Below are 23,691 nucleotides of genomic sequence, written 5' to 3'. Positions count from 1 at the left end.
TACGAATATAGTTTAAAATGTTGGAATGCGTTACCTTTGTGGTCTAATTTTACAACATGACAAAATTAAGTGTTAATATTAATAAAATAGCTACACTTCGTAATTCTAGAGGAGGAAATGTGCCAGATTTATTGAAAGTAGCAGCCGATATCCAGGAGTTCGGAGCTGAAGGAATTACCATACATCCAAGACCTGATGAGCGTCATATTCGTTATCAAGATGCCTACGATTTAAAACCGTTGGTTACTACGGAATATAATATCGAAGGAAATCCTATTGATAAGTTTACGCAAATGGTGTTAGAAATTAAACCTACGCAAGTAACTTTAGTTCCTGACAGTGTAGATCAACTTACATCAAATGCAGGATGGGACACGATAGTTCATCAATCTTATTTGCAAGAAGTAATTGCTGAGTTTAAAAATGCTGGAATCCGTACGTCTATTTTTATTGATACAGATTTAAAATTGATTGAAGCTGCAGCGAAAACAGGAACCGACAGAATTGAGTTATATACAGAAGAGTTTGCTGTTCAATATGAAAAAGGGAACACCAACGGAGTGAAACCATATACAGAAGCAGCAATTTTAGCACATGAATTAGGTTTAGGTGTAAACGCAGGACATGATTTGAGTTTAGATAATATCCAGTTCTTTAAGCAAAATATTCCTCATTTAGCAGAAGTATCAATCGGACATGCTTTAATTTCTGAAAGTTTGTATTTAGGTTTACAAAACGTTGTAAACATGTATTTACATCGTTTGCAATAACTATGGAGGTATTATATTCTAAAATAATAGGAAAAGGAAAACCGTTGCTGATTTTACACGGATACTTTGGTATGGGAGATAACTGGAAATCGCATGCTAATAAGTTTGCCGAAGACGGTTATGAAGTACATTTGATAGATCAACGAAATCACGGGCGTAGTTTTCAAACCGAAGCTTTTGATTATGAGTTAATGGTAGGTGATTTGTACAATTACATTCAGCATCACACTTTAGAAAAAGTAGATTTGTTAGGGCATTCTATGGGAGGAAAAACAGTAATGTTATTTGCTACAGAATATCCTGAGTTGGTAAATAAATTAATTGTTGCCGATATTTCTCCAAGAATGTATCCGCCACATCACCACGATATTTTAGCTGCATTAAACTCGATAGATTTTTCGGTACAAACCTCGCGTAAGTTAATGGATGAAAAACTAGCTGAGTTAATTCCAGAAAAAGGAATCCGTCAATTTTTAGCAAAAAATGTATACCGAAAAACAAAAGATGAATTGGCTTTTCGTTTCAACTTAAAATCATTGACAGAAAATAATAGTGAAGTAGGAGTAGCGTTACCTTCTTTTACTGTTTTTGAAGGAGAAACGTTGTTTTTACGAGGAGCAAATTCAGGGTATATTTCAAAAGAAGATAAGCCGTTAATTCAGGCACATTTTCCAAATTCAGAAATTAAAACAATAGCCAACGCTGGGCACTGGCTACATGCTGAAAATCCAGCAGATTTTTATAGAGAAGCTATTCATTTTCTGGCTAAATAATTACTGTTCAGTTAGGTTTTCTAAAGCGTAGTACAATCTGTTTTGAGCATTATCTTGCGACCCAAAAATAGATCGATATACTTCACCTTTTGAGGTTAGTAATATCCATTGTGGCGTTCCTTCCGAGTTAAAGAAATCGTACATTTTGTGATCTTTATCAATGTAAATAGGGAATGGAAGTTCGTTGATGGTGAAAATGCTTAGAATATCTTCTTTAGAAACATTGTTGCTTGTAAAATTACTATGGATGCCTATAACTTCAATATCCTTGTAATCTTGCTTAAATTGATAAGCAAGTGGTATAGTTCTACCCGTACATCCTAAACAAGCATTGTTGTAAAACAACAATAATAGAATTTTGTTAGCATACTTTTCAAGTAAGTTAACTTCGTTTTGATTAAAATCGGTTACTTTTATTGAGGTTACAGGTTTAATAGAGTTATTTTTTAATAGCTCAAAAGTACAAAAGTTAATTATTTAATTTATAAGCATTTTTAACCATTCTCTTAACAACTAACCTATGAAAAGGTTTTATAAGCTTCATGTATACTTCACCTTTTTTATTATTGTATTCAACCAACGTAATAACTTTGATGTTATAAAAAAGATCGTGATTGTTGTGTACGATTGCTCTAAAATTTAAATGAGTGTCATTAGCACCTAATACAACTTCATTGCTAGATATAGAAAAAATTTTAAAGAAACTTACATATCCGCCAACATCAAACCGCTCGTTATAATCACCAGGGTAGTTGTTTTTTAAATTAAAAAAAGCAGCAATTTTATTACGTAATTTAAATAAAAAGTCTACCCAAACTGGAGGTTTATTAAAGATTAAATTTACAATTTCTTCTATTGTGTTTGTATGATTGGTGGTAGAGAATGTGTCATGAAAATTTATTTTAGGAAGTAGTTTTTTAATGTCTTTATTCAAAAGAGTTTTATCTTCTTTAACTTTTTTCATATTACTAATCTTATAAAAATATGTATGTAAATATATAAATAGTAATTGTAGGATTTTAGTATAGAGTTATTTAAATTTTAACATAAACTAGTATTTTTTTAACCAAAAAAAAGTTAAGTCACTGTTGGTTTTTACCTAAGGTATATACTTTCTCTAGCCACTTATTTCGTTGTTCAGGGCTTGAGTTTTTAATTGTTGATAAAAAAGTGGTTTTTACAGGTTTAATACCACAGAACTCTAGTGTTCCTTTTTTAAACTGTCTAATGGCAGGTCTTTTCATAAAAAGATAATCATACCAATTTGGGGTGTCAGAAGTTATGATAAGTCGAGCAGTTTTACCTTTTAAAAGTTTTTTAGGAAAAGGTTTTCCTTCAATAGGATGAAAAGTTATTCCTGGTAAAAAAGTCCTGTCAATAAAACCTTTCATTATTGCAGGGTAACCAGCCCACCAAATAGGAAAAAACCATACAATATGATCTGCTTTTTTAATTTTAGTTAAAGCTTCTTGTAAATCAAGTTCAAGTTCCGTTCTTTTTCGGTAACCAAATTTAAGGTTGGGATTAAAGTTTAAGTCGGTGATGGTAATTTCTTCAATAATAGCATCGGTTTCCAAAACGCCTCTTTTGTAAGAAGCTGCCAGTGCATGGTTAAAACTTTCTTTATCAGGATGTCCGTTTATTAATAAAATATGCTTCATACTATAGTTAAGATTATGAAGCTAAGTACGATTGGTTTTACAAGGCTAAAAAGGACAATTGTCTAATAAAAAACTGATTTTCTAATTCTGCTCAAATGTCGTTGTGTTATGCCTAAATATGAAGCTAGGTACTGTAACGGGATAGTTTTTAAGTAGTTTGGATGCGTTTCTAACAGTTTTTTGTAACGGTTTTCAGCGCTTTCATTTTGTAAAACAAAAATTCTGTTTTCAAGATTTATATATTCTTGTTCAGCAAATGTTTTAAAGAGACGTAACCAATTCGTGCTTGAGTTTTCTAATGCTACAAATTGTTCTTTGGAGATACTATATAGTTCTGCATCGGTTAAAGCTTGAATATTCTCGTTGGTTTTTGTTTGAGAAATAAACGATGAATATGCAGTAACAAAAGAGTTTTCTGACAGCAAACAATACGTAGCTTCTTTTTCGTCTGAGGAATGATAAAAAGACCTGAAAATACCCGAGGCAATAAAAGCTACTTCTTTACAAGTATTTCCTTCTTGAATAAAAAAATCTCCTTTGTTAAGTTTTTTATACCTAACTAAATTTACAAAGTTGTCTATTTCTTCTTCGGTAAGAATATTATAAGAGGCCAAGTGTTTTTTGAGCATTTTATTGTCTTGGTTAAGAATAAAGCGAAGTTAAATTAAAATTCCAAAAACTAAAACAAAGTTTTAAACCTGCCAAAACAGCAGGTTTTTGTTTTTGGTATGGTTGTGGTAAAGTATAATGGAGTGTTATGAGTTAATAGTTTCAGTGAAAAAGAGTAAATTTATAATTCATAACTAACTTAAATAAAAAAGAAAAATGAAAACGTTTTTAAAAGTATTGTTAACAGCATTAGTGGTAATTGTATTGGCAAATATTTTACCAGGAGTAACCGTGGCAAGTTATACAACTGCAGTAATTGTGGCTGTAGTTATAGCCTTGTTAAACTTGTTTGTGCGTCCATTACTAGTGTTTTTTACACTACCAGCAACCATTGTTACGCTAGGGTTGTTCCTATTTGTAATTAATGCGGTAATTATTTTATTGGCAGATAAATTAGTGTCAGGATTTGCAGTTAGCGGATTTTTTACAGCGCTCTTGTTCAGTGTGTTGTTGTCAATTTTTAGATCGATACTATTTTCGCTATTAAAAGAAGGAGACGAATAAGGTAACCTAACACAGTAAAAACTAGAAAATAAGGGTGATAAAAAAGTAGATACTTTTATGTTTAAAAGTATTGGTTATCAATAAATAAAGTAGTAATTTTGCACCCGATTTTTTAAGAAACAGATTTTTAAGATGAATATAACAAAAGAAAACGTAGATGCATTAAATGCAGTTGTAAAAGTTGATATTGTTGCAGAAGATTATCAAGATAAAGTAACAAAAGTATTAAACGATTACCGTAAAACAGCGAACATTCCTGGGTTTAGAAAAGGTCATGTACCAATGGGAATGGTAAAGAAGCAATACGGAAAATCAGTAATGATTGATGAGGTAAACAAGCTTTTACAAGAGTCGTTAAACAAATTCTTAGTTGAAGAAAAGTTAGATATCTTAGGTAACCCATTACCAAGAGTTCAAGAAGATTTCAATTGGGATGCTGATAAATTCTCTTTTGAATTCGAATTAGGATTAGCTCCTGAGTTCGACGTAAACTTACAACCAAAAAACAAAGTAACTCAATATAACATCGTCGCTACAGACGAGTTAATCGAGAAAGAAGTTGAAAACATTCAATCTCGTTACGGAAAAATGTCTGCTAAAGACGAAGCTACAGAAGAAACTAACGTTACTGGTACTTTCGTAAACGAAGAGAAAGAAATCAACAAAAAATCTACAATTTCTGTAAAAGATATTAAAGGAAAAACAAACTTAAAGAAGTTTGTAGGTGCTAAAGTTGGAGATGTTTTAGAGTTAAAAACTAAAAACTTATTCGAAGACGAGCACAAGTTACAAGCAGCTTTAGGCGTATCTCACGATCAGGTTCACGATTTAGATATTCCTGTAACTTTTACTATTGAAGAAATTACTGAAATAGAATTAGCAGAATTAGACCAAGAGTTATTTGATAAGTTATTTGCTGACGGAAGCGTAAAAACTGTAACTGATTTAAAAGATAAAATTAAAGAAGACGCAGAAAAGCAATTTCAACAACAAGCAGATCAACAATTGTTAAACGCAATTACTGAGAACTTAGTAGAGAATACTAAATTTGATTTACCAGTTGAATTCTTACAAAAGTGGTTACAAACTGCTGGAGAAAAAGAATTAACTGCTGAAGAAGCTGTTGAAGAGTACAACAAGTCTGAAAAAGGATTACGTTACCAATTAATCGAAGGAAAGATTATGAAAGATAACGATATCAAATTAGACTATGCAGAGTTAGTAGACTACGCTAAAGGATTTATTAGAGCTCAAATGGCTCAGTTTGGTAACATGAATCCAGAAGAAAAAGAGTTAGAAGATATCGCAGGAAGAATCTTACAAAATCAAGACGAAGCTCGTCGTTTACAAGAGCAATTAATTTCTCAGAAATTATTAGCTTTCTATAAAGAAAACATGAGTTTTGATACTAAAGAAGTTTCTTTTGAAGATTTCATTAAAGAAGTATACAAATAACAGTTTATAACTGATGTAATAAGAAAAACCTGAATCTACATTCAGGTTTTTTTAGCCATTAACAGTAACAAAATACTAACGAAATAGTTCTTATATTTACATCATTATAACCTAAAAACATTTTAAATGGATTACGGAAAAGAGTTCGAAAAATACGCAACTAAGCACCACGGAATAAATAGCAACTACTACGGAAAAATAACAAGTAGCTTAACTCCATACATTATGGAAGAACGCCAAATGAATATTACTCAAATGGATGTTTTTTCTCGTTTAATGATGGATAGAATTATCTTTTTAGGTACAGGTATTAACGATCAAGTAGCTAACATAATTCAAGCACAATTATTATTCTTAGAAAGTGTAGATGCTAATAAAGATATTTCAATTTATATCAACTCACCAGGAGGTGGAGTATATGCTGGTTTAGGTATTTACGATACCATGCAATTTATTAAGCCAGACGTAGCTACAATTTGTACAGGTATGGCCGCTTCTATGGGAGCTGTGTTAATGTGTGCAGGAGAAAAAGGAAAACGTTCAGCGCTACCACACTCTCGTATTATGATTCACCAACCGTTAGGAGGTGCTCAAGGACAAGCATCTGATATCGAAATTACAGCTCGTGAAATTTTAAAATTAAAAGATGAGTTGTATGAAATTATCGCAAAACACTCAGGTCAAACTATAGAAAAAGTAAACAAAGATTCTGATAGAGATTATTGGATGAAAGCCGATGAAGCGAAAGCTTACGGAATGGTTGACGAAATTTTAACTAGAAAATAATTTTTGCATTAAGCACTAAGCAATATGCGACACGCTAAAAATAGTATTTGCATAAAGCCTTAAAGCCTAATGCCTAAAGCATAAGATAATGTCGAAAGAAGAAAATTTACAATGTTCCTTTTGTGGTCGTAAAAAACCTGAAACCGATTTATTAATTGCAGGTTTAGATGCTCATATATGTGATAAATGTATAGAGCAGGCTCATGGAATTGTAGAGGAGGAAATAGCGGAACTTAAAACAAGTGATTTATCAAAAGACTTAACTTTAAAAAAGCCGAAAGAAATTAAAGCTTTTTTAGATGAATATATCATTGGTCAAGATGAAACCAAAAAAGCAATGTCTGTAGCGGTATATAATCACTACAAAAGATTATTGCAAACTAGAGGAGATGAAGACGAAGTAGAAATTGAAAAGTCTAACATTGTTTTAGTTGGTGAAACAGGTACTGGTAAAACATTAGTAGCGCGTACTATTGCAAAAATGTTAAACGTACCGTTTTCTATTGTTGATGCTACTGTTTTAACCCAAGCAGGTTATGTAGGAGAAGATGTTGAGAGCATCCTTAGTCGTTTGTTACAAGCAGCTGATTATGACGTTGAAAAAGCAGAAAGAGGTATTGTATTTATTGATGAAATAGATAAGATTGCTCGTAAGGGTGATAATCCGTCTATTACACGTGATGTTTCTGGTGAAGGAGTGCAACAAGCGTTGTTAAAACTATTAGAAGGAGCTGTGGTAAACGTAGCGCCTAAAGGAGGAAGAAAGCACCCAGAACAAAAATTTATCGAAGTAAATACCAAAGATATTTTATTCATTGCCGGAGGAGCTTTTTCTGGAATTGATAGAATTATCAGCAAGCGTTTAAACATGCAAGCTGTAGGATATAGCGCTTCGGTTGAAGAGGATAAAATAGATCAAGATAACTTGTTACAATATATTACTCCTTTAGATTTAAAATCTTTCGGATTAATACCAGAAATTATTGGTCGTTTACCGGTGTTGAGTTATATGAATCCGCTAGATGCAGAAACATTACGAGCTATTTTAACAGAACCTAAAAATTCAATAGTAAAGCAATACACTAAATTGTTTGCTATGGATGATGTTGAGTTCACAATGACGGAAGAAGCATTACAGTTTATTGTTGATAAGGCAGTTGAGTATAAGTTAGGAGCTCGTGGTTTACGTTCTTTATGCGAAGCAATTTTAACTGATGCAATGTTCGATATGCCAAGTTCTGATGAAAAAGAATTTAGTGTAACTAAAGAATATGCAGAAGCGAAATTAACTAAATCAGCATTGAAAAAATTAAAAGCAGCTTCATAAGCTAAAAAAACATTTAAATAAAAAAGCCATCAAGAATTTGATGGCTTTTTTTATGCTTTTTAATAAAGTTATTATTCCGTTTTGTGAAGTTTACTATGTTGTTGTATCCATTCGGTAATTTCTTCACCTTTAATGTCGTATTTGTACATCAAATCTTCTTTAACCTTTTTAAGGTGCGCTTTGTCTAACACATTTTTTTCATATTCAGAAACCACCAATTGTATAAAGCTTTCTGCGTATTTTTTTACAGGTTTTTCAATAGCTTTAGGCTTTTCTTCAACTTTTTCAGTGTTTTTTTTCTGTTCTATAACCATAGTATCTGCTACTTCACCACTGCTAGTTGTATAGGTAGTTTTTTCGTCTTTATACCAACCTGCAGGAATGTTAGCTAATTGAGCTTCACTAACAACAATGGTTTTAATATTGTTACCACTAACATCCATGTTTATAAGGTTAGGACAGTTAGATACGTCTAACGTAGTTAATTTGTTATAACTAGCGTATAAGCTTTCAAGATTAGAATTTTCGCCAAGAATTAAAGAGTTCATGTTGTTGCTGTCACAACTAATATAAGTTAAGTTAGGGTTCTTACTAACATCTAAACGCTCAATTTTATTTTGAGTACAGTTTAAAAAACTTATAGAAGAGCTTTGAGATAAGTCTATCTTAGTAATTTCGTTATCGTAACAATCCAAACGTTTTAAGTTAGGAAAGCTCTCTAAACCGGTTAAATTTTTAATTTTAGAATATACATTAGGTAAATCCTTATTTGTAACAGGATTGTCAATGTTTAAGTTAGTAACATATTCGGCATCACTAATGGTAATACTTCCGTTTAAACCGTTAGAGTCAATTTTTAAATCAACCAAACATTCTTCTAAACCGATATCAGGAATTCGAATAGTTTCTTGAGAAAATGTATTGTAAGATAAAAGTAATGCTAAACTAAAGGGGATAATTGTTTTCATTAATAAGGGGGAATTTTTTGTCAAAATTATATATTTATATGTTTTTAGCAAATTTAATTTAAGAAGAGTTGTCTTATCTATATATTTGTTTGCTCTATTTTACAGTGTATGATTACCCAACAAACCATTGATAAAGTTTTTGAAACCGCCCGAGTAGAAGAGGTGATAGGAGAGTTTGTGCAGTTAAAAAAGTCGGGAAGTAGTTTTAAAGGCTTAAGTCCGTTTACTGATGAGCGTACCCCATCTTTTATGGTGTCGCCTGTAAAACAAATCTGGAAAGATTTTAGTACAGGTAAAGGAGGAAATGCGATTTCTTTTTTAATGGAGCACGAACATTATACGTATCCTGAAGCTATACGTTGGTTGGCTGAAAAGTACAATATTGAAATAGAAGAAACCGAACAGTCTGACGAACAAAAACAGCAGATGAATGAACGTGAAAGTATGTTTTTGGTATCAAAATTTGCCAAAGATTATTTTCATGATGTGTTAATGAACACACAAAACGGTAGAGCCATCGGTTTGTCATATTTTAAAGAAAGAGGATTTAGAGAAGACACTATTGAAAAGTTTGATTTAGGATATTGTAAAGATGAATGGGATAACTTTACAAAAGCAGCTTTAGAGAAAGGCTACGATTTAAAATATTTAAAATCTACTGGATTAACTATTGTTAAAGAAGGTGGAGTAGAGGATAGAAAATTTGATCGTTTTAAAGGACGTGTGATGTTTCCTATTCATAGTATGTCAGGACGAATTTTAGGTTTTGGAGGACGTATTCTTACGAATGATAAAAAAGCGGCAAAATACCTGAATTCACCAGAGAGTGAAATTTATCATAAGAGTAAAATTTTATACGGATTATATCAGGCTAAGAAAGAAATTGCTAAAGAAGATAATTGCTATTTAGTAGAAGGATATACCGATGTAATTTCATTTCATCAATCTGGAATAGAAAATGTGGTAGCTTCATCGGGTACAGCATTAACTCCTGATCAAATTCGATTGGTAAACCGATTAACTAAAAATATTACGGTACTTTTTGATGGAGATGCAGCAGGGATTAGAGCATCACTTCGCGGAATTGATTTAATTCTTGAACAAGGAATGAATGTGAAAGTGGTTACTTTTCCGGAAGGCGAAGATCCAGATAGCTTTGCAAAAGCACATTCTAATGCCGATTTAAAACAGTATTTAGCTGAAAAAGCTCAAGACTTTATAGAGTTCAAAGTTTCTTTATTAATGAAAGAAGCAGCGAATGATCCTGTGAAAAAAGCAGGTTTAATTCGTGATATTGTAACAAGTATTTCTAAAATTCCTGATGGAATTCAACGAGAGGTTTATGTACAAGAGTGTGCCCGTATTATGGATATTTCTGAGCAAGTTTTATTTAGTGAATTGGCTCAATTATTAAAAAAAGGAGTTGCAGCTGCCCAAAAAAGTAGTTTAAGGTCAGATTCAAATCAACCGCCTCCAGAGTATATGTATGAACAAGATCAACCTGTAATGGGTCTTGTTAAAGGAGGAAAAGGGAAGTTACAGCAAAGTATTGATCAGCTAAATATTCTAGAAAAAGAAATCATAAGAATTTTGTTGTTATATGGTAATGAAATTGTTGATTTTGTCAATTGGGTAGATGCAGTAGATGAAAGAGGACGACCATTTTTAGAGAAAGAAGAGTATCAAAACACTGTTTCTAACGAGTTGTATTTGAATTTACAAGAAGACGAAATAGAGTTTACCAATGAAATTTTCAGATTAACTTATTTTGAATTGATTCATCAATTAAATCAAGATGAAAAAATAAGTGTCGATTATTTGATAATGCACGAAAACCCTCAAATATCAAGTTTGGTAACCAATATTTTGATGGATGAAGAAAAGTATAATTTAAGTGATTGGGAGCGTAAAGAGGTTTTTGTAACAGAAACAATAAAAATCCTGCCCAAATTGGTTACAGATGCAGTTTTAAACTTACGTAGGGTTTTAATTGAAGAAAAAATAAAGGAGATAATGCAAGAAAGCCAAGAGCAAAGCGTAACTCCTGATCTGGAAGAAATCGCAAATTATACAGGATTGAAAAAACGCCTTTTTGAAAAATTAAATCGCGTTATTTAATATTAAGAAATAGCTAAATATCTAGAGTTTTAAAGTTTTTAACATTTTTTTTGTAATTTTACCCGCGAAAAGAACAAGAAATAAAATAAAAATGAGAAAGTTGCTGCAAATACTAGAGTTATTTAGATTGCTTATTATACTCCCTTTAAATATATCTAACGGGCAAAAAAAGAGTGCTTATCAAAAGATTAAGCGTCAAATGATGTCGGTTAACTTACTTTAACTCTTTAGGGATTTCACAAATAGGAATTGGAACCATCTTGTGCTGATTAATTCGGTTAAGACGCGTATATATTTTATATACTTCTAACTCTCTACCAGAAAAATCATCAGCGGTTTTTCCTGTATTTTGCATTTGCATAGCCCACTCTAATTCATCGTATGAAGCTCCAATTTGGTCTTCATCGGTTCTGCTATCACCAAATAAACCATCTGTAGGTTGTGCTTTTTGGATAGAAGTAGGTACTTCTAAGTATTTTGCTAATTCATACACTTCTGATTTTACTAAATCAGCAATCGGACTTAAATCAACACCACCATCACCATATTTAGTGAAGAATCCTACACCGAAATCTTCTACTTTATTTCCTGTTCCTGCTACTAATAAACCATTCAATCCAGCAAAATAATAAAGCGTAGTCATTCGTAAACGAGCACGAGTATTCGCTAAAGCTAAATCAACTGTTGGAGAAGATTCAATTTGAGGAACTACAGTCTTAAAATCTTCAAAAGTAGAGGTTAAGTTTACTTCCACTTCACTCACATTACTGTAACGCTCACGTAATTGTTTAATATGTTCATTTCCTCTGTTTACTTGACTTTCTGCCTGATGAATTGGTAGTTCTACACACAAGGTTGGTAAACCAGTCTTAGCACATAAAGTTGAGGTAACAGCACTGTCAATTCCGCCAGATATACCTACAACAAAGCCATTTACTTTGGCATTAGTAGCGTATTCTTTTAACCAATTTACGATATGTTCTGCAACTTTAGGAGTGTTCATTTTTGAGATATTTTAAGACTTAATCACTAAGGGATAAAAACTATTTTAGTAATTTCGACGTTGTAATTTAGAATGTAAATATACTAAAGTTCATGAGAAAAATTTTAGCGCTGCTTACCTTTATTGTGGTTAGCTTTTCGTGTAAAAAGGAAGGAAGTAATAAGTTAAATATAGATATATCAAATATTGAGGCTAATGTAGAAATAGAACGTTTTGATGTTGATTTTTATAGCACAAAGCCTAACGAGCTTTCTATAACAAAAGAAAAATACCCGATGTTCTTTCCTCCTCAACCCGATAGTGTTTGGATAAACAAAATAAATAACAAAGATGAGCAAGAGCTGTTTGCTGAAACCCAAAAAGTTTTTTCTGAAATCAATAAAGAAAAAGAGGAGTTAACATCACTATTCAAACATGTAAAATATTACAATCCGAAGTTTGTGAGTCCGAAAGTAGTTACCATGCTAACAAATATTGATTACAACAATCGAATTGTTTATACCGATAGTTTATTATTAATTTCTTTAGATGCTTACTTAGGAGGAAAACATGAGTTTTACAACGATTATCCTGAATATGTAAAACAGAACAATACCAAAGAACATATTGTGGTAGACGTAGCAAAAGCTATTGTTGGTAAGCAAATGTTACCAAGTACAGCGAGAAGTTTTATTGATAAAATGATTTATCGCGGAAAGAAAATGTATTTGTTAGATGCTTATTTACCAACTATTCCAGATGCGATTAAAATAGGGTATTCACAAACTAAATTAGATTGGGCTAAAAGTAATGAAGAGCAAATTTGGATGTATTTTATAGAGAAAGATTTGTTGTACAGTACCAGTAAGGATGTTGATAAACGTTTTTTAGATTTGGCACCCTTTTCTAAGTTTTATATGGAAGAAGACAACCAATCACCAGGAAGAATAGGTGAGTGGATTGGTTGGCAAATAGTACGTTCGTATATGCAAAAGAATGATGTATCTTTGCATCAATTATTACAAACAAGTGAAGAGGAAATCTTCAAAAAATCAGGATACAAACCAAAAAGATAATGGCGGTTAAACATACATCAAAGATTACATTTAAAGTAGGATTAGACGAAAACAGAATTCCAGAAGAAATTACTTGGAATGCAGAGGACGGAGGAATAAAAGATGAGGCATCAAAAGCAATTATGCTGTCTGTTTGGGATCATAAACAAAAAGATACATTGCGTATGGATTTATGGACCAAAGACATGCCTGTAGATGAAATGAAACAGTTTTTTCATCAAACCTTAGTGTCTATGGCAAATTCGTTTGAAAGAGCTACTAATGACGAAAAAATGAGTGCTACCATGCGCGATTTTTGTGATTACTTTGCTGAAAAGCTAGAGTTAATTCAGAAATAAAAAAAGCAGCTTTTAAAGCTGCTTTTTTTATGCGTTGTAATTTTTTATTTTATTAATGATGGTTTCATAATCATCAAGATTGTTTACAAAATCCAGTTCAGAAACATCAATGATTAAAATATTTAAATCAGGTTGCGTTTTGATAAAATTACTATAACCATCGTGGATTTTTTGTAGGTAACTTGCTTCTATATTTTGTTCGTAATCACGCCCACGTTTTTTTATGTTCTCTAATAAACGTTCTGTGTTTTGATATAAATAAACGTATAAATCAGGTTTAGTGATTTCCTTGTACATTAAATCAAACATTTTCCTGTACAATTTATACTCATCACTATGTAAAGTAACCTGTGCAAAAATGAGCGATTTAAAAATATAATAATCAGAAACAATAAAGTTTTTAAACAAATCAAATTGCGCTAAATCATCTGATAATTGTTGATAACGATCCGCTAAAAAACTCATTTCTAAAGGAAAGGCATAACGCTCATTATCGTCGTAAAACTTTGGCAAAAATGGATTATCAGCAAAACGTTCTAATACGATTTTAGCGTTAAATTCGTCAGACATCATATTTGCTAAAGATGTTTTTCCAGCACCAATATTTCCCTCAATAGCAATGTAATTATACTTTTCAGTAATAGGAATTGGTCGTTCAAGTTTAACATTTAACTTTGTAATTTCCGAAGTATCAGAACAATTTTCTAAACAGATATATAAATGTTTTTTTTCTATTGGATGAATAACATTACGAGCAATTTCAACCAAAGGAACTAAAGCGAATTTACGCTCTAACATTCTAGGGTGTGGAACAATTAAAGTTTTTGAAAAGATGATTTCATCATCAAATAATAGAATATCTAAATCAATTAATCTATCTGAATATTCGTTAGTATCTTTTCGAGTTCTTCCTAATTCTTTTTCAATAGAAAGAAGTCTTAAAATTAATTGTTCAGGAGGTAAATACGTTGAAACTTTTATACAAGTATTGTAAAAATTATTACTGTTAAAACCCCAAGAAGCTGTTTCGTATACTGAAGCTACTTTTAAAACTGCACCCACTTTATCAGCAATTAAATTAATTGCTTGTTGAATGTTTGCAAGCTTGTCTCCTTGATTGGTTCCTATAGAAATATATGTGATTCGTTGTATTTTCATGAGTAGAATGCAAAGAAAAATAAAACTTAAATAAGAAGTGCTAAAAAATTGGCTTTTTATTTAAATATTTTTTTTTGAAAAAGGTAGGGTGTTTTCGTGTTGAACTGTTTTAGTAGTGGATTTCTTTATAGAGTAAGATTTTTATATGATTATTGGGGAATGATCTAGAACAACTCTAAGTTAAAAGGCTGCTGTTATGGTAGCCTTTATTTTTTGTACGAAAATTTAAAAGTGTAATAAAACAAAAAGGTAACCAAATTGGTTACCTTTTTGTTTTTATATGGAAAAGAATATTATGATTCTTTTTTCTCTTCTCTAGGTTTTCTATCATCACGACGATTATCGCGGTTGCGATTGTCGCGACCTCCTCTGTTATCTTTGTTGTTGTCTCTAGGTGGTCTAGCTACATAACCTTCAGGTTTTGGTAATATCGCTTTACGAGATACTTTTTCCTTACGAGTTTTAGGATCAATTCCAAAGTATTTTACATCAATAATATCGCCAATGTTTACTACATCAGTTACATTATTTGTACGTTCCCAAGCTAACTCGCTAACGTGTAATAATACTTCGTTTCCTGGAGCCTCTGTATATTCAACAACAGCACCGAAATCTAATATTTTAATCACTTTTACTTCGTAAATAGAACCTTTTTCAGGTTTAAACATCATAGAATCGATACGAGCAAGTACTTTATCAATTCCTTCTTGGTTAGTACCTAAAATTTCAACGATTCCTTCTTCAGTAACAGGATCTTCATTAATTACAATAGTAGTTTCTGTTTCTTTTTGTAACTCTTGAATGTGTTTTCCTTGTGGTCCGATAAACGCACCGATTAAGTCGTTAGGAATAACTCTGTTTACCATCTTAGGAGCATGAGGCTTCACATCTGCATTTGGAGTAGCAATTGTGTCAGTTAATTTCTCTAAAATATGTAAACGACCATCACGAGCTTGTTTTAAGGCTTTGACTAAGATTTCGTAAGATAATCCTTTAATCTTAATATCCATTTGACAAGCAGTAATACCATCAGCAGTACCAGTTACTTTAAAGTCCATATCTCCTAAGTGATCTTCATCACCTAAAATATCAGATAAAACAGCATAACGATCACCGTCAGAAATTAATCCCATTGCGATACCAGAAACTGGTTTTTTCATTTGAACCCCAGCATCCATTAATGCCATAGTACCTGAACAAACAGTTGCCATAGAAGAAGAACCGTTAGATTCTAATACTTCAGAAACTACACGTACTGTGTAAGGACAATCTGCAGGAATCATTCCTTTTAATGCTCTTTGAGCTAAGTTTCCGTGTCCAATTTCACGACGAGAAGTTCCTCTTAAAGGACGCGCTTCTCCTGTTGAAAATGGAGGGAAGTTATAGTGTAAATAGAATTTCTCTTCACCTTGTAATGTAGGAGAATCTACCATGTTAGCATCTCTAGAAGTACCCAAAGTAACAGTAGCTAAGGCTTGAGTTTCACCACGCGTAAAGATTGATGAACCGTGAGTTCTTGGTAAATAATCAACCTCACACCAAATTGGTCTAATATCAGTAGTTGTACGCCCGTCTAAACGTAAACCTTCGTTTAAAGTTAAATCTCTAACCGCAGCTTTGTGTGCTTTACTGAAATATTTTCCTACTAAATCTCCATACTCTTCTAATTCTTCTTCGGTAAACATTGCGATAACTTCATCTTTTACTTCAGAAAAAGCTAAGCCTCTTTCTTGTTTAGAAGTTCCTTTTTTAGCAATGTCGTAACATTTTTGGTAAGTTGCTTCGTGAATTTTAGCTGCTAACTCTTCATTTTCAGCCTCACCTTCATACTCACGAGTTTCTTTTTTACCAAAAGCTTCTGCTAATGCTACTTGAGCATCACACTGTACTTTAATAGCTTCGTGTGCTATGCGGATTGCTTCTGCCATTTCTTCTTCAGAAACTTCGTCCATTTCACCTTCAACCATGGCAACGAAATCTTTAGAAGCTCCAACCATTAAGTCGATATCAGCTTCTGCTAATTGAGTAGCGCTTGGGTTAATGATAAACTCACCGTTAATACGTGCAACACGTACTTCAGAAATTGGTGCTTCGAAAGGAATGTCTGATAACTGAATAGCTGCAGATGCTGCTAAACCAGCTAAAGCATCAGGCATTACATTTTCGTCATGAGACATTAATTGAATCATTACCTGAGTTTCTGCGTGATAATCTTTTGGGAATAATGGACGTAATACACGGTCAACCAAACGCATGGTTAAAATTTCTTCGTTTGAAGGACGCGCTTCACGCTTCATAAATCCACCAGGGTAACGACCTGCGGCAGCAAATTTTTCACGGTAATCTACCGTTAATGGTAAAAAGTCAATACCTGGATTTGCAGTTCTTGCTGATACAACTGTTGCTAATAACATTGTATCTCCCATTCTTACAACAACAGAACCATCTGCTTGTTTTGCTAATTTTCCTGTTTCTAATGTGATGGTTCTTCCATCTCCAAGTTCTATAACTTGGTTAAATACTTTTGGAATCATAAATTAATTCGTCTAAATTTTTAATTCGTTTTTGTTTGTTGTTGTGTTGTTGTTGTTCCAATGGAAAATCAAAATTGTTGTTAATAATTTTGAACTTTTTATATATAAATTTCTGGTTGTTAGTCAGAAATACTTTTTATTGTAAAATAAAAAAGAGGCACGTTTATAGAGCCTCTTTTTTGTAGAATTATTTTCTAATTCCTAATTCTTTAATAATCGCACGGTATCTGTTGATATCTTTTTTCTTTAGATAATCTAACAAGCTTCTACGCTTACCTACCATTTTAACTAATGAACGCTCAGTGTTAAAATCTTTACGATTTCTTTTTAAGTGCTCAGTTAAGTGATTAATTCTGTGCGTAAATAACGCGATTTGTCCTTCAGCAGTACCAGTATCATTTGCTCCTTTACCGTGTTTTGCGAAGATTTGTTCTTTAACTTCTTTTGTTAAATACATGCCAATATTGTTTAAATGATTATTATGTACTCAATGCTATTACATTGAAGTTGCAAATGTACGATTATTTTTTAAATGAAAACTATTCATATATGTTGAAAATGATAGAAAGCAAAAAAGCTAGCAATCACTAGCTTTTTTGTTATGCTCTTACAGGTTTGTTTTGTATTAAATCTAAATATAAATTCACCTGTTTTTTTAAGTCTTTTCTTTCGTAGATAGCGTCTAAGAAACCGTGTTCTAATAAAAATTCTGAACGTTGGAAGCCTTCTGGTAAATCTTTACCCGTAGTATCTTTTACTACACGAGGTCCTGCAAATCCAATTAAAGCATTTGGTTCAGCAATATTAATGTCTCCTAACATTGCAAAAGAAGCTGTTGTTCCTCCTGTGGTAGGATCGGTACATAATGAAATGTATGGGATTTTAGCTTCTGCTAACTGAGCTAGCTTTACTGAAGTTTTTGCTAATTGCATTAAAGAAATTAATGCTTCTTGCATACGCGCTCCTCCTGATTTAGAAATCATTAAGAAAGGAATTTTATGTTCAAGTGAATGATCAATAGCACGAGCTATTTTTTCACCAACAACACTACCCATTGAACCACCGATAAAAGAGAAGTCCATAGCAGCAATTACTAAATCTTTTCCATTTGATTTACCAACGGCAGCACGTGCAGCATCTTTTAAACCTGTTTTCTTCTGAGCCGCTTTTAATTTTTCAGGATACTTTTTAGTGTCCTCGAATTTTAAAGGATCTTTAGCTGATAATTTTGGTGCTATTTCTGTGAACTTATTGTCATCAAAAAATATTTCAAAATATTCTTTACTTCCTACACGTACATGGTATCCGTCTTCTGGACTTACATATAGGTTCTTTTTAAGTTCATCGGTGTCAATTATCTTTCCGCTTGGGGTTTTATACCACAAGCCTTTAGGTGTGTCTTTCTTTTCTTCTGTTGGGGTTTGAATCCCTTTGTCTGTACGTTTAAACCAAGCCATAATTTAGTCTTTTAATCTTTAGTTGTTTGGTTTTTCTTTTTTCAAAGAATTTTATAATGTGTTTACATTATTTAAATCTTCAAAAGCTTGCTTTAATCTAGCTTTAAAAGTTTGTTCTCCTTCACGTAACCATTTACGAGGATCGTAATGTTTTTTGTTAGGAACATCATCTCCTTCAGGGTTACCGATTTGAGACTGCAAATATGCAGATTTTTCTTTCATATAATCACGAACACCTTCGGTGAACGCATATTGTAAATCAGTATCGATATTCATTTTAATAACTCCATAGCCAATAGCTTCACGAATTTCTTCTAAAGTAGAACCTGACCCTCCGTGGAATACAAAGTCGATTGTATTGTGAGGTACATTATACTTTTGTGAAATATACTCTTGAGAATTCTTTAAAATTTTCGGAGTTAATTTTACATTTCCTGGTTTGTAAACTCCGTGTACGTTACCAAAAGCAGCAGCGATAGTAAACTGAGGGCTTACTTTCATTAATTCTTCATAAGCGTAAGCTACTTCTTCAGGCTGCGTGTATAATTTAGATACATCTACATCAGAATTATCAACACCGTCTTCTTCACCACCAGTAATTCCTAATTCAATTTCTAAAGTCATTCCCATTTTACTCATACGAGCAAGGTATTCTTTACAAATTTCAATGTTTTCTTCTAGAGGTTCTTCACTTAAATCAATCATGTGAGAACTGTATAAAGGTTTTCCTGTTTCTTTATAAAATTGCTCACTAGCATCTAATAAACCATCAATCCAAGGTAATAATTTTTTAGCAGCATGATCGGTATGTAAAATTACAGGAATTCCGTAAGCTTCTGCTAATAAATGTATGTGTTTTGCACCTGCTACAGCACCTGCAATAGCAGCTTTTTCATTTTCGTTTGATAAGCCTTTACCTGCGTTGAATTGAGCACCTCCGTTAGAGAACTGGATAATTACAGGTGAGTTAAGTTCTTTAGCTGTTTCTAAAACAGTATTAATAGTATTAGATCCTACAACATTAACAGCTGGTAAAGCAAAGTTTTTTTGCTTAGCTAATTCAAAAATTGCTTGAACTTCTTTTCCGGTGGCAACTCCAGGTTTAATCATCTTTGTTTTTTATTAGTTGTGTGTTACAAAATTAGGGAACAAATCTACACTTTTTTTATAAGTTGCGATAAATTTTTGATAGAAAGTAGTTTATTAAAAAGGGTAATTGATACCAATATTTAACACTGAGTTACTGAAATTAAAGTTTCTAAACCATCTATTACCAGTAAGGTAAGGTTCGTGTGCTTTGAAGCCTAAATCTAAGCGGGCAATTAAAAATTTAAAATCATATCGAAGTCCGAAACCAGCACCTACAGCCATGTCTTTTATAGAGCTAAAACCGTTAAATTTAGCAGCGGGGTCGGCAAGTTCTGAATTGGTAATGTCCCAAATATTTCCAGCATCAACAAATAAAGCTGATTTAAGAGAACCAAAAACATTAAAGCGGTACTCGAAACTAGTTAAAAACTTTAAACTACCAATATTGTACTCTAATATTGGGCTTCTTGTACCAGGACCTAAATCGTAAGTTCTCCAAGCACGAATATCATTAGAACCTCCTGCAAAATAACTACGAGAAAAAGGGACGTCAGAATTATTGTACGTAAAAATTGCTCCTAGAAAAGTTCTGTGAGCTAATACATTGTTATCGCCTAAATCCCAATATTTTTTGTATTCGATGTCAGTTTTAAAATATTGAGCAATAGGAATTTGAAAAACAGTTTTTTGTCCTAAACCATTAGTTTTGTTAGATAAAAGCCCCATGAAGTTTCCTGAGTTAGCGACTCTAAATCTAAAAAAAGAAAAACTTTGATCTTTAATGCTTTGTTGATTATTGTAAATATATCCGTAAGCAATTTCAGGAATTAAAAAGTCGGATGTAATAATGTTAAATCTATTTGCAATATTAAGCACACTTTTATATTCATCTGGATTAGAACTTGCAAAAGAAGTATCTAAAAGTACGTCTCTCATAAAAGCTACAATGCCATTAAAATTACTTGCATTATTATCTGGTAAGGTATAAGAAGGATCGTAAATCTCTGCAACCTGATCTAATCTTCGATATTGTGAATTGTAGATAGAAAAATAATTGTTAACGTTTAGGTTTCTGATGTATTGTGTGTTCAGTAATTCTAGTTGGATTGATTTTTTCTCGTTAAAATTCCACTTATAATCAATTCCTACAGAAATGTTCTGTTTGTCTAGACCAATATTTTTTTGAAATCCGATACCTGAATAGAATTTAGTTCTAGGAAACATTCTTTTAGGAACTAGTTTATGCAAACCAAAAGGAGCCATAAAACGAGGAACCTCTAGAGAAATGTCAGAACCTATTTCCCAACCAGGGCCATTGTTTGAATTAAAATAAGAACCAAAGGTTGAAAATTTAAAGATTTCAGCACCTTTAAAAGTGTTTCTATTGGTTAAAGAGAATTTTAAAGAGACATCAAAATTACGAATATTAGAACGTGAAAGCTCTGATTCAAAACCTAAGGTGTATTTTTCAATTGGAGTTAAAAAAATATTAGCTTCTAGCTCGTTTTCACTCAACTCATCATATCTAATAGAGGTAGCTTTGAAATTTTTAAGACCTCTTAAATGCAATCGGGTTAAATTTCTGAGAGAATCACTGTAAACAGTGTTTGGTTTTATAAAGATAGATTGAGATAAATACTTAGGGTTGTATTTTAATTTACGAAGAGCATAAAAATCAATCCCTTCATAGTTTGTAGTATCTCTATGTTTAGAATTTCGTCTGTTATAGGCAAAATCGGTATAAACATTAACTTTTTTAATTTTTTGTATTTGAAAAGGAATTGATCTTTCTGAAATTTCTACATCTACATTTGACTTTTCATAGTTTTTTAACGTGTCAATTTCAAAGGAAATATAATTTTCATTAAAATGATAAACACCTTTGTTCCTAAAAAGTTTTACCAATCGATTCGCTTCTTTTATGAAGTTGTTATCTTTATATTGATCTCCAGATTTTAAGTGGCTTTTATTTTTAGTAGATTGATATAGAGAATCTAAAACAGGAGAAGTGATGATAGTTTTAATAGTATCTATAAGCGAGGGGTTTCCTTTCGTTATGTGGTAACTGATTTCTCCTTTCTTCTTGTCGATGCTGTCTTTTTTAGAGGTAACTTTTGCTCTAAAATATCCTTCAGTTTGATAGTAGGTTTTTAAGTTGTCTACTGTTCTTGCAGTTTTTTTATCGTCTATAATAACAGGAGCTTGTCCACTAGTTAAAAACCAATTATTGAATCCTATAAAAGTTTTTGCAACCGAAATACTTTGCTTTTCAGAAAAAACATCACTAATAAAATTATAAGTTTTTTGATGTTTTCTACCCCATTCACTAGGTGTTTTTGGAGCTTCAGGATTTCCAAGGTTGTAAAAATGTAACGATAAAGGTATTCCTAAAGCCTTAGCATTAGGACGTTGCATTAGTAATTCAGAAATGTTTTCGCTTGAACTTTTTACACTGTCAATATACACGGTGTTTTTTGCCAGTAATAATTCATTTTCTTTAACATATTTAATCGTGCTACACGAACTGAATAAGACTACTAATAAAAAGAAGAAAGAAAGTTTTTTCATTAACTTTACGCCTCGTATTAAGAATCAAAAATACTATTTTTTAGTGGTTTTAGAGTGTTAAAAATAATTTAATGAGCTTATCTAAAAACAACATAAAGTTAATAACTAGTTTACAGCAAAAAAAGTATAGACAGAAGCACCAATTATTTGTCGCAGAAGGAGTGAAAGTGGTAAATGAGTTGTTAGCATCTTCATTAGAAGTTGAACACATATTTTCTGTAGATGCGTCTTTTGAAGCTTCAAAAAATTGTGAGATAACCATAATTTCTGAAAGCGAATTAAAAAAGGTAAGCACGTTAAAAAGTCCGAATAAAGTTTTGGGGCTTTTTAAAATTCCGAAGGAAAAAGAAATCAATCAAGATAAATTTATGGTTGCTCTTGATGGAGTTAACGATCCTGGGAATTTAGGAACTATTATTCGTTTATGTGATTGGTTTGGAGTTGCTGAATTAGTTTGTTCAAAAAACACAGTTGATTGTTATAATCAAAAAGTAGTACAATCAACCATGGGGTCTTTAACACGAGTAAATATTTCGTATGTAGATTTACAAGATTTTTTATCAAATAGCAAACTTCCAGTTTTTACTGCAGATATGGATGGTGAGAATGTGTACACATCGTCATTAACAGAAAAAGCAGTATTAGTTATGGGGAACGAAGCTAACGGAATTTCATCTGAAATTGCTCAAACAGTAAAGCACGCGTTAACCATTCCAAGATTTGGTGATTTGCAACAAACTGAAAGCTTAAATGTAGCTACAGCTACAGCAATTTTACTAAGTGAATTTAAAAGAGGATTAAAATAATCCGTTTATTTGAGCATCAATTCTGTCGATAACATATCCTAAATCTTCTGGGTTGTCAACAAAATCTAAATTATCAACATCAATAATTAATAGTTTTCCTTTGTTGTATTGGCTAATCCAAGCTTCGTAGCGTTCGTTTAATCGGCTTAAATAGTCAATACTAATAGAATTCTCATATTCTCTACCTCGTTTGTGTATTTGACCTACTAAAGTAGAAATATCTGCACGTAAATAAATTAATAAATCAGGAGGTGTTACCAAGTTTTCCATCAATTCAAATAAGGAAGAATAGTTGCTGAAATCTCTATTGGTCATAAGCCCCATTGCATGTAGGTTTGGAGCAAAAATATGAGCATCCTCGTAAATAGTTCTATCTTGAATTATTTTCTTCCCTGACTTACGTAGCTCTAAGACTTGACGAAAACGGCTATTTAAAAAATATACTTGCAAGTTAAAAGACCAACGCTCCATTTCACCATAGAAATCATCTAAGTAAGGATTTTCATCAACTGATTCGAAATGAGGTTCCCAATTGTAGTGTTTTGCTAATAATTTGGTTAATGTGGTTTTTCCTGCGCCTATGTTTCCGGCAATTGCTACGTGCATAACTATTTGTGTAATAATGATTTTAATATTGCTGGCAATGCCAGTT

The 23,691-nt window shown here is 32.1% G+C and carries 23 protein-coding genes; 10 read left to right on the top strand and 13 right to left on the bottom strand.

From position 1 onward, the window contains the following. The first annotated feature begins 56 nt into the window (after nucleotides 1–56). Nucleotides 57–770, top strand: a complete 714-nt coding sequence (locus ACR9ES_RS06480) for a pyridoxine 5'-phosphate synthase (protein WP_435255548.1) — start codon at nucleotides 57–59, stop codon at nucleotides 768–770. 2 nt (nucleotides 771–772) lie between these two features. Then, nucleotides 773–1,543 carry an alpha/beta fold hydrolase gene (locus tag ACR9ES_RS06475; protein ID WP_435255547.1) on the top strand — a complete coding sequence of 257 codons (771 nt, stop codon included), beginning with the start codon at nucleotides 773–775 and terminating at the stop codon, nucleotides 1,541–1,543. Here ACR9ES_RS06475 and ACR9ES_RS06470 read toward each other — a convergent pair whose 3' ends face one another. From ACR9ES_RS06470 to ACR9ES_RS06455, 4 genes are all read right to left on the bottom strand, one after another. Beyond that, nucleotides 1,544–1,960, bottom strand: a complete 417-nt coding sequence (locus tag ACR9ES_RS06470) for a TlpA family protein disulfide reductase (RefSeq protein WP_435255631.1) — start codon at nucleotides 1,958–1,960, stop codon at nucleotides 1,544–1,546. Between the two features lie 52 nt (nucleotides 1,961–2,012). Continuing rightward, nucleotides 2,013–2,507, bottom strand: a complete 495-nt coding sequence (locus ACR9ES_RS06465) for a DUF2867 domain-containing protein (RefSeq protein WP_435255546.1) — start codon at nucleotides 2,505–2,507, stop codon at nucleotides 2,013–2,015. 118 nt (nucleotides 2,508–2,625) lie between these two features. After that, on the bottom strand, nucleotides 2,626–3,204 hold the full coding sequence (locus ACR9ES_RS06460) for an NAD(P)H-dependent oxidoreductase (RefSeq protein ID WP_435255545.1): 579 nt from the start codon (nucleotides 3,202–3,204) through the stop codon (nucleotides 2,626–2,628). A 62-nt stretch (nucleotides 3,205–3,266) separates the two neighbouring features. After that, nucleotides 3,267–3,833, bottom strand: a complete 567-nt coding sequence (locus ACR9ES_RS06455; RefSeq protein WP_435255544.1) for a Crp/Fnr family transcriptional regulator — start codon at nucleotides 3,831–3,833, stop codon at nucleotides 3,267–3,269. 196 nt (nucleotides 3,834–4,029) lie between these two features. On the opposite strand from ACR9ES_RS06455, the gene ACR9ES_RS06450 reads away from it, so the two are divergent. From ACR9ES_RS06450 to clpX, 4 genes are all read left to right on the top strand, one after another. Then, complete coding sequence (locus tag ACR9ES_RS06450; protein WP_274633259.1) at nucleotides 4,030–4,377, top strand: phage holin family protein; 348 nt, start codon at nucleotides 4,030–4,032, stop codon at nucleotides 4,375–4,377. A 132-nt stretch (nucleotides 4,378–4,509) separates the two neighbouring features. Next, a complete protein-coding gene (gene tig, locus ACR9ES_RS06445; protein WP_435255543.1) occupies nucleotides 4,510–5,832 on the top strand; it encodes a trigger factor in 1,323 nt (440 codons plus the stop codon). A 126-nt stretch (nucleotides 5,833–5,958) separates the two neighbouring features. Then, a complete protein-coding gene (gene clpP / locus ACR9ES_RS06440) occupies nucleotides 5,959–6,618 on the top strand; it encodes an ATP-dependent Clp endopeptidase proteolytic subunit ClpP (RefSeq protein WP_435255542.1) in 660 nt (219 codons plus the stop codon). A gap of 88 nt (nucleotides 6,619–6,706) precedes the next feature. Beyond that, entirely contained in the window at nucleotides 6,707–7,945 is a 1,239-nt protein-coding gene (gene clpX, locus ACR9ES_RS06435; RefSeq protein ID WP_435255541.1) for an ATP-dependent Clp protease ATP-binding subunit ClpX, read from the top strand. 71 nt (nucleotides 7,946–8,016) lie between these two features. On the opposite strand, the gene ACR9ES_RS06430 is transcribed toward clpX, so the two are convergent. After that, entirely contained in the window at nucleotides 8,017–8,913 is an 897-nt protein-coding gene (locus tag ACR9ES_RS06430; protein ID WP_435255540.1) for a leucine-rich repeat domain-containing protein, read from the bottom strand. Nucleotides 8,914–9,021: 108 nt separating this feature from the next. Here ACR9ES_RS06430 and dnaG point away from each other — a divergent pair, with 108 nt between their 5' ends. Continuing rightward, on the top strand, nucleotides 9,022–11,031 hold the full coding sequence (gene dnaG / locus ACR9ES_RS06425; RefSeq protein WP_435255539.1) for a DNA primase: 2,010 nt from the start codon (nucleotides 9,022–9,024) through the stop codon (nucleotides 11,029–11,031). Between the two features lie 214 nt (nucleotides 11,032–11,245). Here the strand turns inward: dnaG and nadE are convergent, their stop codons facing one another. After that, on the bottom strand, nucleotides 11,246–12,034 hold the full coding sequence (nadE, locus tag ACR9ES_RS06420) for an NAD(+) synthase (protein ID WP_435255538.1): 789 nt from the start codon (nucleotides 12,032–12,034) through the stop codon (nucleotides 11,246–11,248). Nucleotides 12,035–12,126: 92 nt separating this feature from the next. Here nadE and gldB point away from each other — a divergent pair, with 92 nt between their 5' ends. Both gldB and gldC read left to right on the top strand, forming a co-directional pair. Next, nucleotides 12,127–13,089, top strand: coding sequence for a gliding motility lipoprotein GldB (gldB, locus tag ACR9ES_RS06415; protein ID WP_435255537.1), 963 nt, complete (start codon nucleotides 12,127–12,129; stop codon nucleotides 13,087–13,089). Beyond that, nucleotides 13,089–13,427, top strand: a complete 339-nt coding sequence (gene gldC / locus ACR9ES_RS06410) for a gliding motility protein GldC (protein WP_299001378.1) — start codon at nucleotides 13,089–13,091, stop codon at nucleotides 13,425–13,427. The genes gldB and gldC overlap by 1 nt, the downstream gene beginning before the upstream one ends. A gap of 27 nt (nucleotides 13,428–13,454) precedes the next feature. On the opposite strand, the gene folK is transcribed toward gldC, so the two are convergent. The 6 genes from folK to ACR9ES_RS06380 all read right to left on the bottom strand — a co-directional run bounded on the left by folK (nucleotide 13,455) and on the right by ACR9ES_RS06380 (nucleotide 22,233). Then, nucleotides 13,455–14,585 (bottom strand): 2-amino-4-hydroxy-6-hydroxymethyldihydropteridine diphosphokinase, encoded by a 1,131-nt coding sequence (gene folK / locus ACR9ES_RS06405; RefSeq protein WP_435255536.1) that lies wholly within the window; start codon nucleotides 14,583–14,585, stop codon nucleotides 13,455–13,457. A 293-nt stretch (nucleotides 14,586–14,878) separates the two neighbouring features. Next, the gene (locus ACR9ES_RS06400; protein ID WP_435255535.1) at nucleotides 14,879–17,119 is read right to left on the bottom strand and encodes a polyribonucleotide nucleotidyltransferase; all 2,241 of its coding nucleotides are present in this window, start codon (nucleotides 17,117–17,119) and stop codon (nucleotides 14,879–14,881) included. Between the two features lie 187 nt (nucleotides 17,120–17,306). Next, nucleotides 17,307–17,576 (bottom strand): 30S ribosomal protein S15, encoded by a 270-nt coding sequence (gene rpsO / locus ACR9ES_RS06395; protein ID WP_274635235.1) that lies wholly within the window; start codon nucleotides 17,574–17,576, stop codon nucleotides 17,307–17,309. Between the two features lie 142 nt (nucleotides 17,577–17,718). Continuing rightward, a complete protein-coding gene (gene accD / locus ACR9ES_RS06390; protein WP_435255534.1) occupies nucleotides 17,719–18,576 on the bottom strand; it encodes an acetyl-CoA carboxylase, carboxyltransferase subunit beta in 858 nt (285 codons plus the stop codon). Between the two features lie 51 nt (nucleotides 18,577–18,627). Next, nucleotides 18,628–19,686, bottom strand: coding sequence for a class II fructose-bisphosphate aldolase (gene fbaA / locus ACR9ES_RS06385; RefSeq protein ID WP_299010787.1), 1,059 nt, complete (start codon nucleotides 19,684–19,686; stop codon nucleotides 18,628–18,630). Between the two features lie 93 nt (nucleotides 19,687–19,779). Continuing rightward, a complete protein-coding gene (locus ACR9ES_RS06380; protein WP_435255533.1) occupies nucleotides 19,780–22,233 on the bottom strand; it encodes a BamA/TamA family outer membrane protein in 2,454 nt (817 codons plus the stop codon). A gap of 71 nt (nucleotides 22,234–22,304) precedes the next feature. On the opposite strand from ACR9ES_RS06380, the gene ACR9ES_RS06375 reads away from it, so the two are divergent. Beyond that, entirely contained in the window at nucleotides 22,305–23,039 is a 735-nt protein-coding gene (locus ACR9ES_RS06375; RefSeq protein WP_435255532.1) for a TrmH family RNA methyltransferase, read from the top strand. On the opposite strand, the gene ACR9ES_RS06370 is transcribed toward ACR9ES_RS06375, so the two are convergent. After that, nucleotides 23,031–23,645, bottom strand: coding sequence for a deoxynucleoside kinase (locus tag ACR9ES_RS06370; protein ID WP_274635240.1), 615 nt, complete (start codon nucleotides 23,643–23,645; stop codon nucleotides 23,031–23,033). The two genes, ACR9ES_RS06375 and ACR9ES_RS06370, sit on opposite strands and share 9 nt — an antisense overlap. Nucleotides 23,646–23,691: the final 46 nt, after the last annotated feature.

This window comes from Tenacibaculum sp. A30, assembly GCF_051200845.1.
GTDB lineage: Bacteria > Bacteroidota > Bacteroidia > Flavobacteriales > Flavobacteriaceae > Polaribacter.
The sequence above is the reverse complement of the archived record's forward strand: the minus strand, read 5'-3'. Positions and strand labels throughout refer to the sequence as shown.

What these genes read in the sequence shown, in the direction of transcription:
- nadE (WP_435255538.1), bottom strand. Translation starts at nt 12,034, where the DNA reads ATGAACACTCCTAAAGTTGCAGAACATATCGTAAATTGGTTAAAAGAA.
- dnaG (WP_435255539.1), top strand. Translation starts at nt 9,022, where the DNA reads ATGATTACCCAACAAACCATTGATAAAGTTTTTGAAACCGCCCGAGTA.
- ACR9ES_RS06480 (WP_435255548.1), top strand. Translation starts at nt 57, where the DNA reads ATGACAAAATTAAGTGTTAATATTAATAAAATAGCTACACTTCGTAAT.
- accD (WP_435255534.1), bottom strand. Translation starts at nt 18,576, where the DNA reads ATGGCTTGGTTTAAACGTACAGACAAAGGGATTCAAACCCCAACAGAA.
- ACR9ES_RS06380 (WP_435255533.1), bottom strand. Translation starts at nt 22,233, where the DNA reads ATGAAAAAACTTTCTTTCTTCTTTTTATTAGTAGTCTTATTCAGTTCG.
- gldB (WP_435255537.1), top strand. Translation starts at nt 12,127, where the DNA reads ATGAGAAAAATTTTAGCGCTGCTTACCTTTATTGTGGTTAGCTTTTCG.
- gldC (WP_299001378.1), top strand. Translation starts at nt 13,089, where the DNA reads ATGGCGGTTAAACATACATCAAAGATTACATTTAAAGTAGGATTAGAC.
- fbaA (WP_299010787.1), bottom strand. Translation starts at nt 19,686, where the DNA reads ATGATTAAACCTGGAGTTGCCACCGGAAAAGAAGTTCAAGCAATTTTT.
- clpP (WP_435255542.1), top strand. Translation starts at nt 5,959, where the DNA reads ATGGATTACGGAAAAGAGTTCGAAAAATACGCAACTAAGCACCACGGA.
- ACR9ES_RS06430 (WP_435255540.1), bottom strand. Translation starts at nt 8,913, where the DNA reads ATGAAAACAATTATCCCCTTTAGTTTAGCATTACTTTTATCTTACAAT.
- folK (WP_435255536.1), bottom strand. Translation starts at nt 14,585, where the DNA reads ATGAAAATACAACGAATCACATATATTTCTATAGGAACCAATCAAGGA.
- ACR9ES_RS06400 (WP_435255535.1), bottom strand. Translation starts at nt 17,119, where the DNA reads ATGATTCCAAAAGTATTTAACCAAGTTATAGAACTTGGAGATGGAAGA.
- ACR9ES_RS06475 (WP_435255547.1), top strand. Translation starts at nt 773, where the DNA reads ATGGAGGTATTATATTCTAAAATAATAGGAAAAGGAAAACCGTTGCTG.
- ACR9ES_RS06375 (WP_435255532.1), top strand. Translation starts at nt 22,305, where the DNA reads ATGAGCTTATCTAAAAACAACATAAAGTTAATAACTAGTTTACAGCAA.
- ACR9ES_RS06460 (WP_435255545.1), bottom strand. Translation starts at nt 3,204, where the DNA reads ATGAAGCATATTTTATTAATAAACGGACATCCTGATAAAGAAAGTTTT.
- clpX (WP_435255541.1), top strand. Translation starts at nt 6,707, where the DNA reads ATGTCGAAAGAAGAAAATTTACAATGTTCCTTTTGTGGTCGTAAAAAA.
- ACR9ES_RS06370 (WP_274635240.1), bottom strand. Translation starts at nt 23,645, where the DNA reads ATGCACGTAGCAATTGCCGGAAACATAGGCGCAGGAAAAACCACATTA.
- ACR9ES_RS06455 (WP_435255544.1), bottom strand. Translation starts at nt 3,833, where the DNA reads ATGCTCAAAAAACACTTGGCCTCTTATAATATTCTTACCGAAGAAGAA.
- rpsO (WP_274635235.1), bottom strand. Translation starts at nt 17,576, where the DNA reads ATGTATTTAACAAAAGAAGTTAAAGAACAAATCTTCGCAAAACACGGT.
- tig (WP_435255543.1), top strand. Translation starts at nt 4,510, where the DNA reads ATGAATATAACAAAAGAAAACGTAGATGCATTAAATGCAGTTGTAAAA.
- ACR9ES_RS06450 (WP_274633259.1), top strand. Translation starts at nt 4,030, where the DNA reads ATGAAAACGTTTTTAAAAGTATTGTTAACAGCATTAGTGGTAATTGTA.
- ACR9ES_RS06465 (WP_435255546.1), bottom strand. Translation starts at nt 2,507, where the DNA reads ATGAAAAAAGTTAAAGAAGATAAAACTCTTTTGAATAAAGACATTAAA.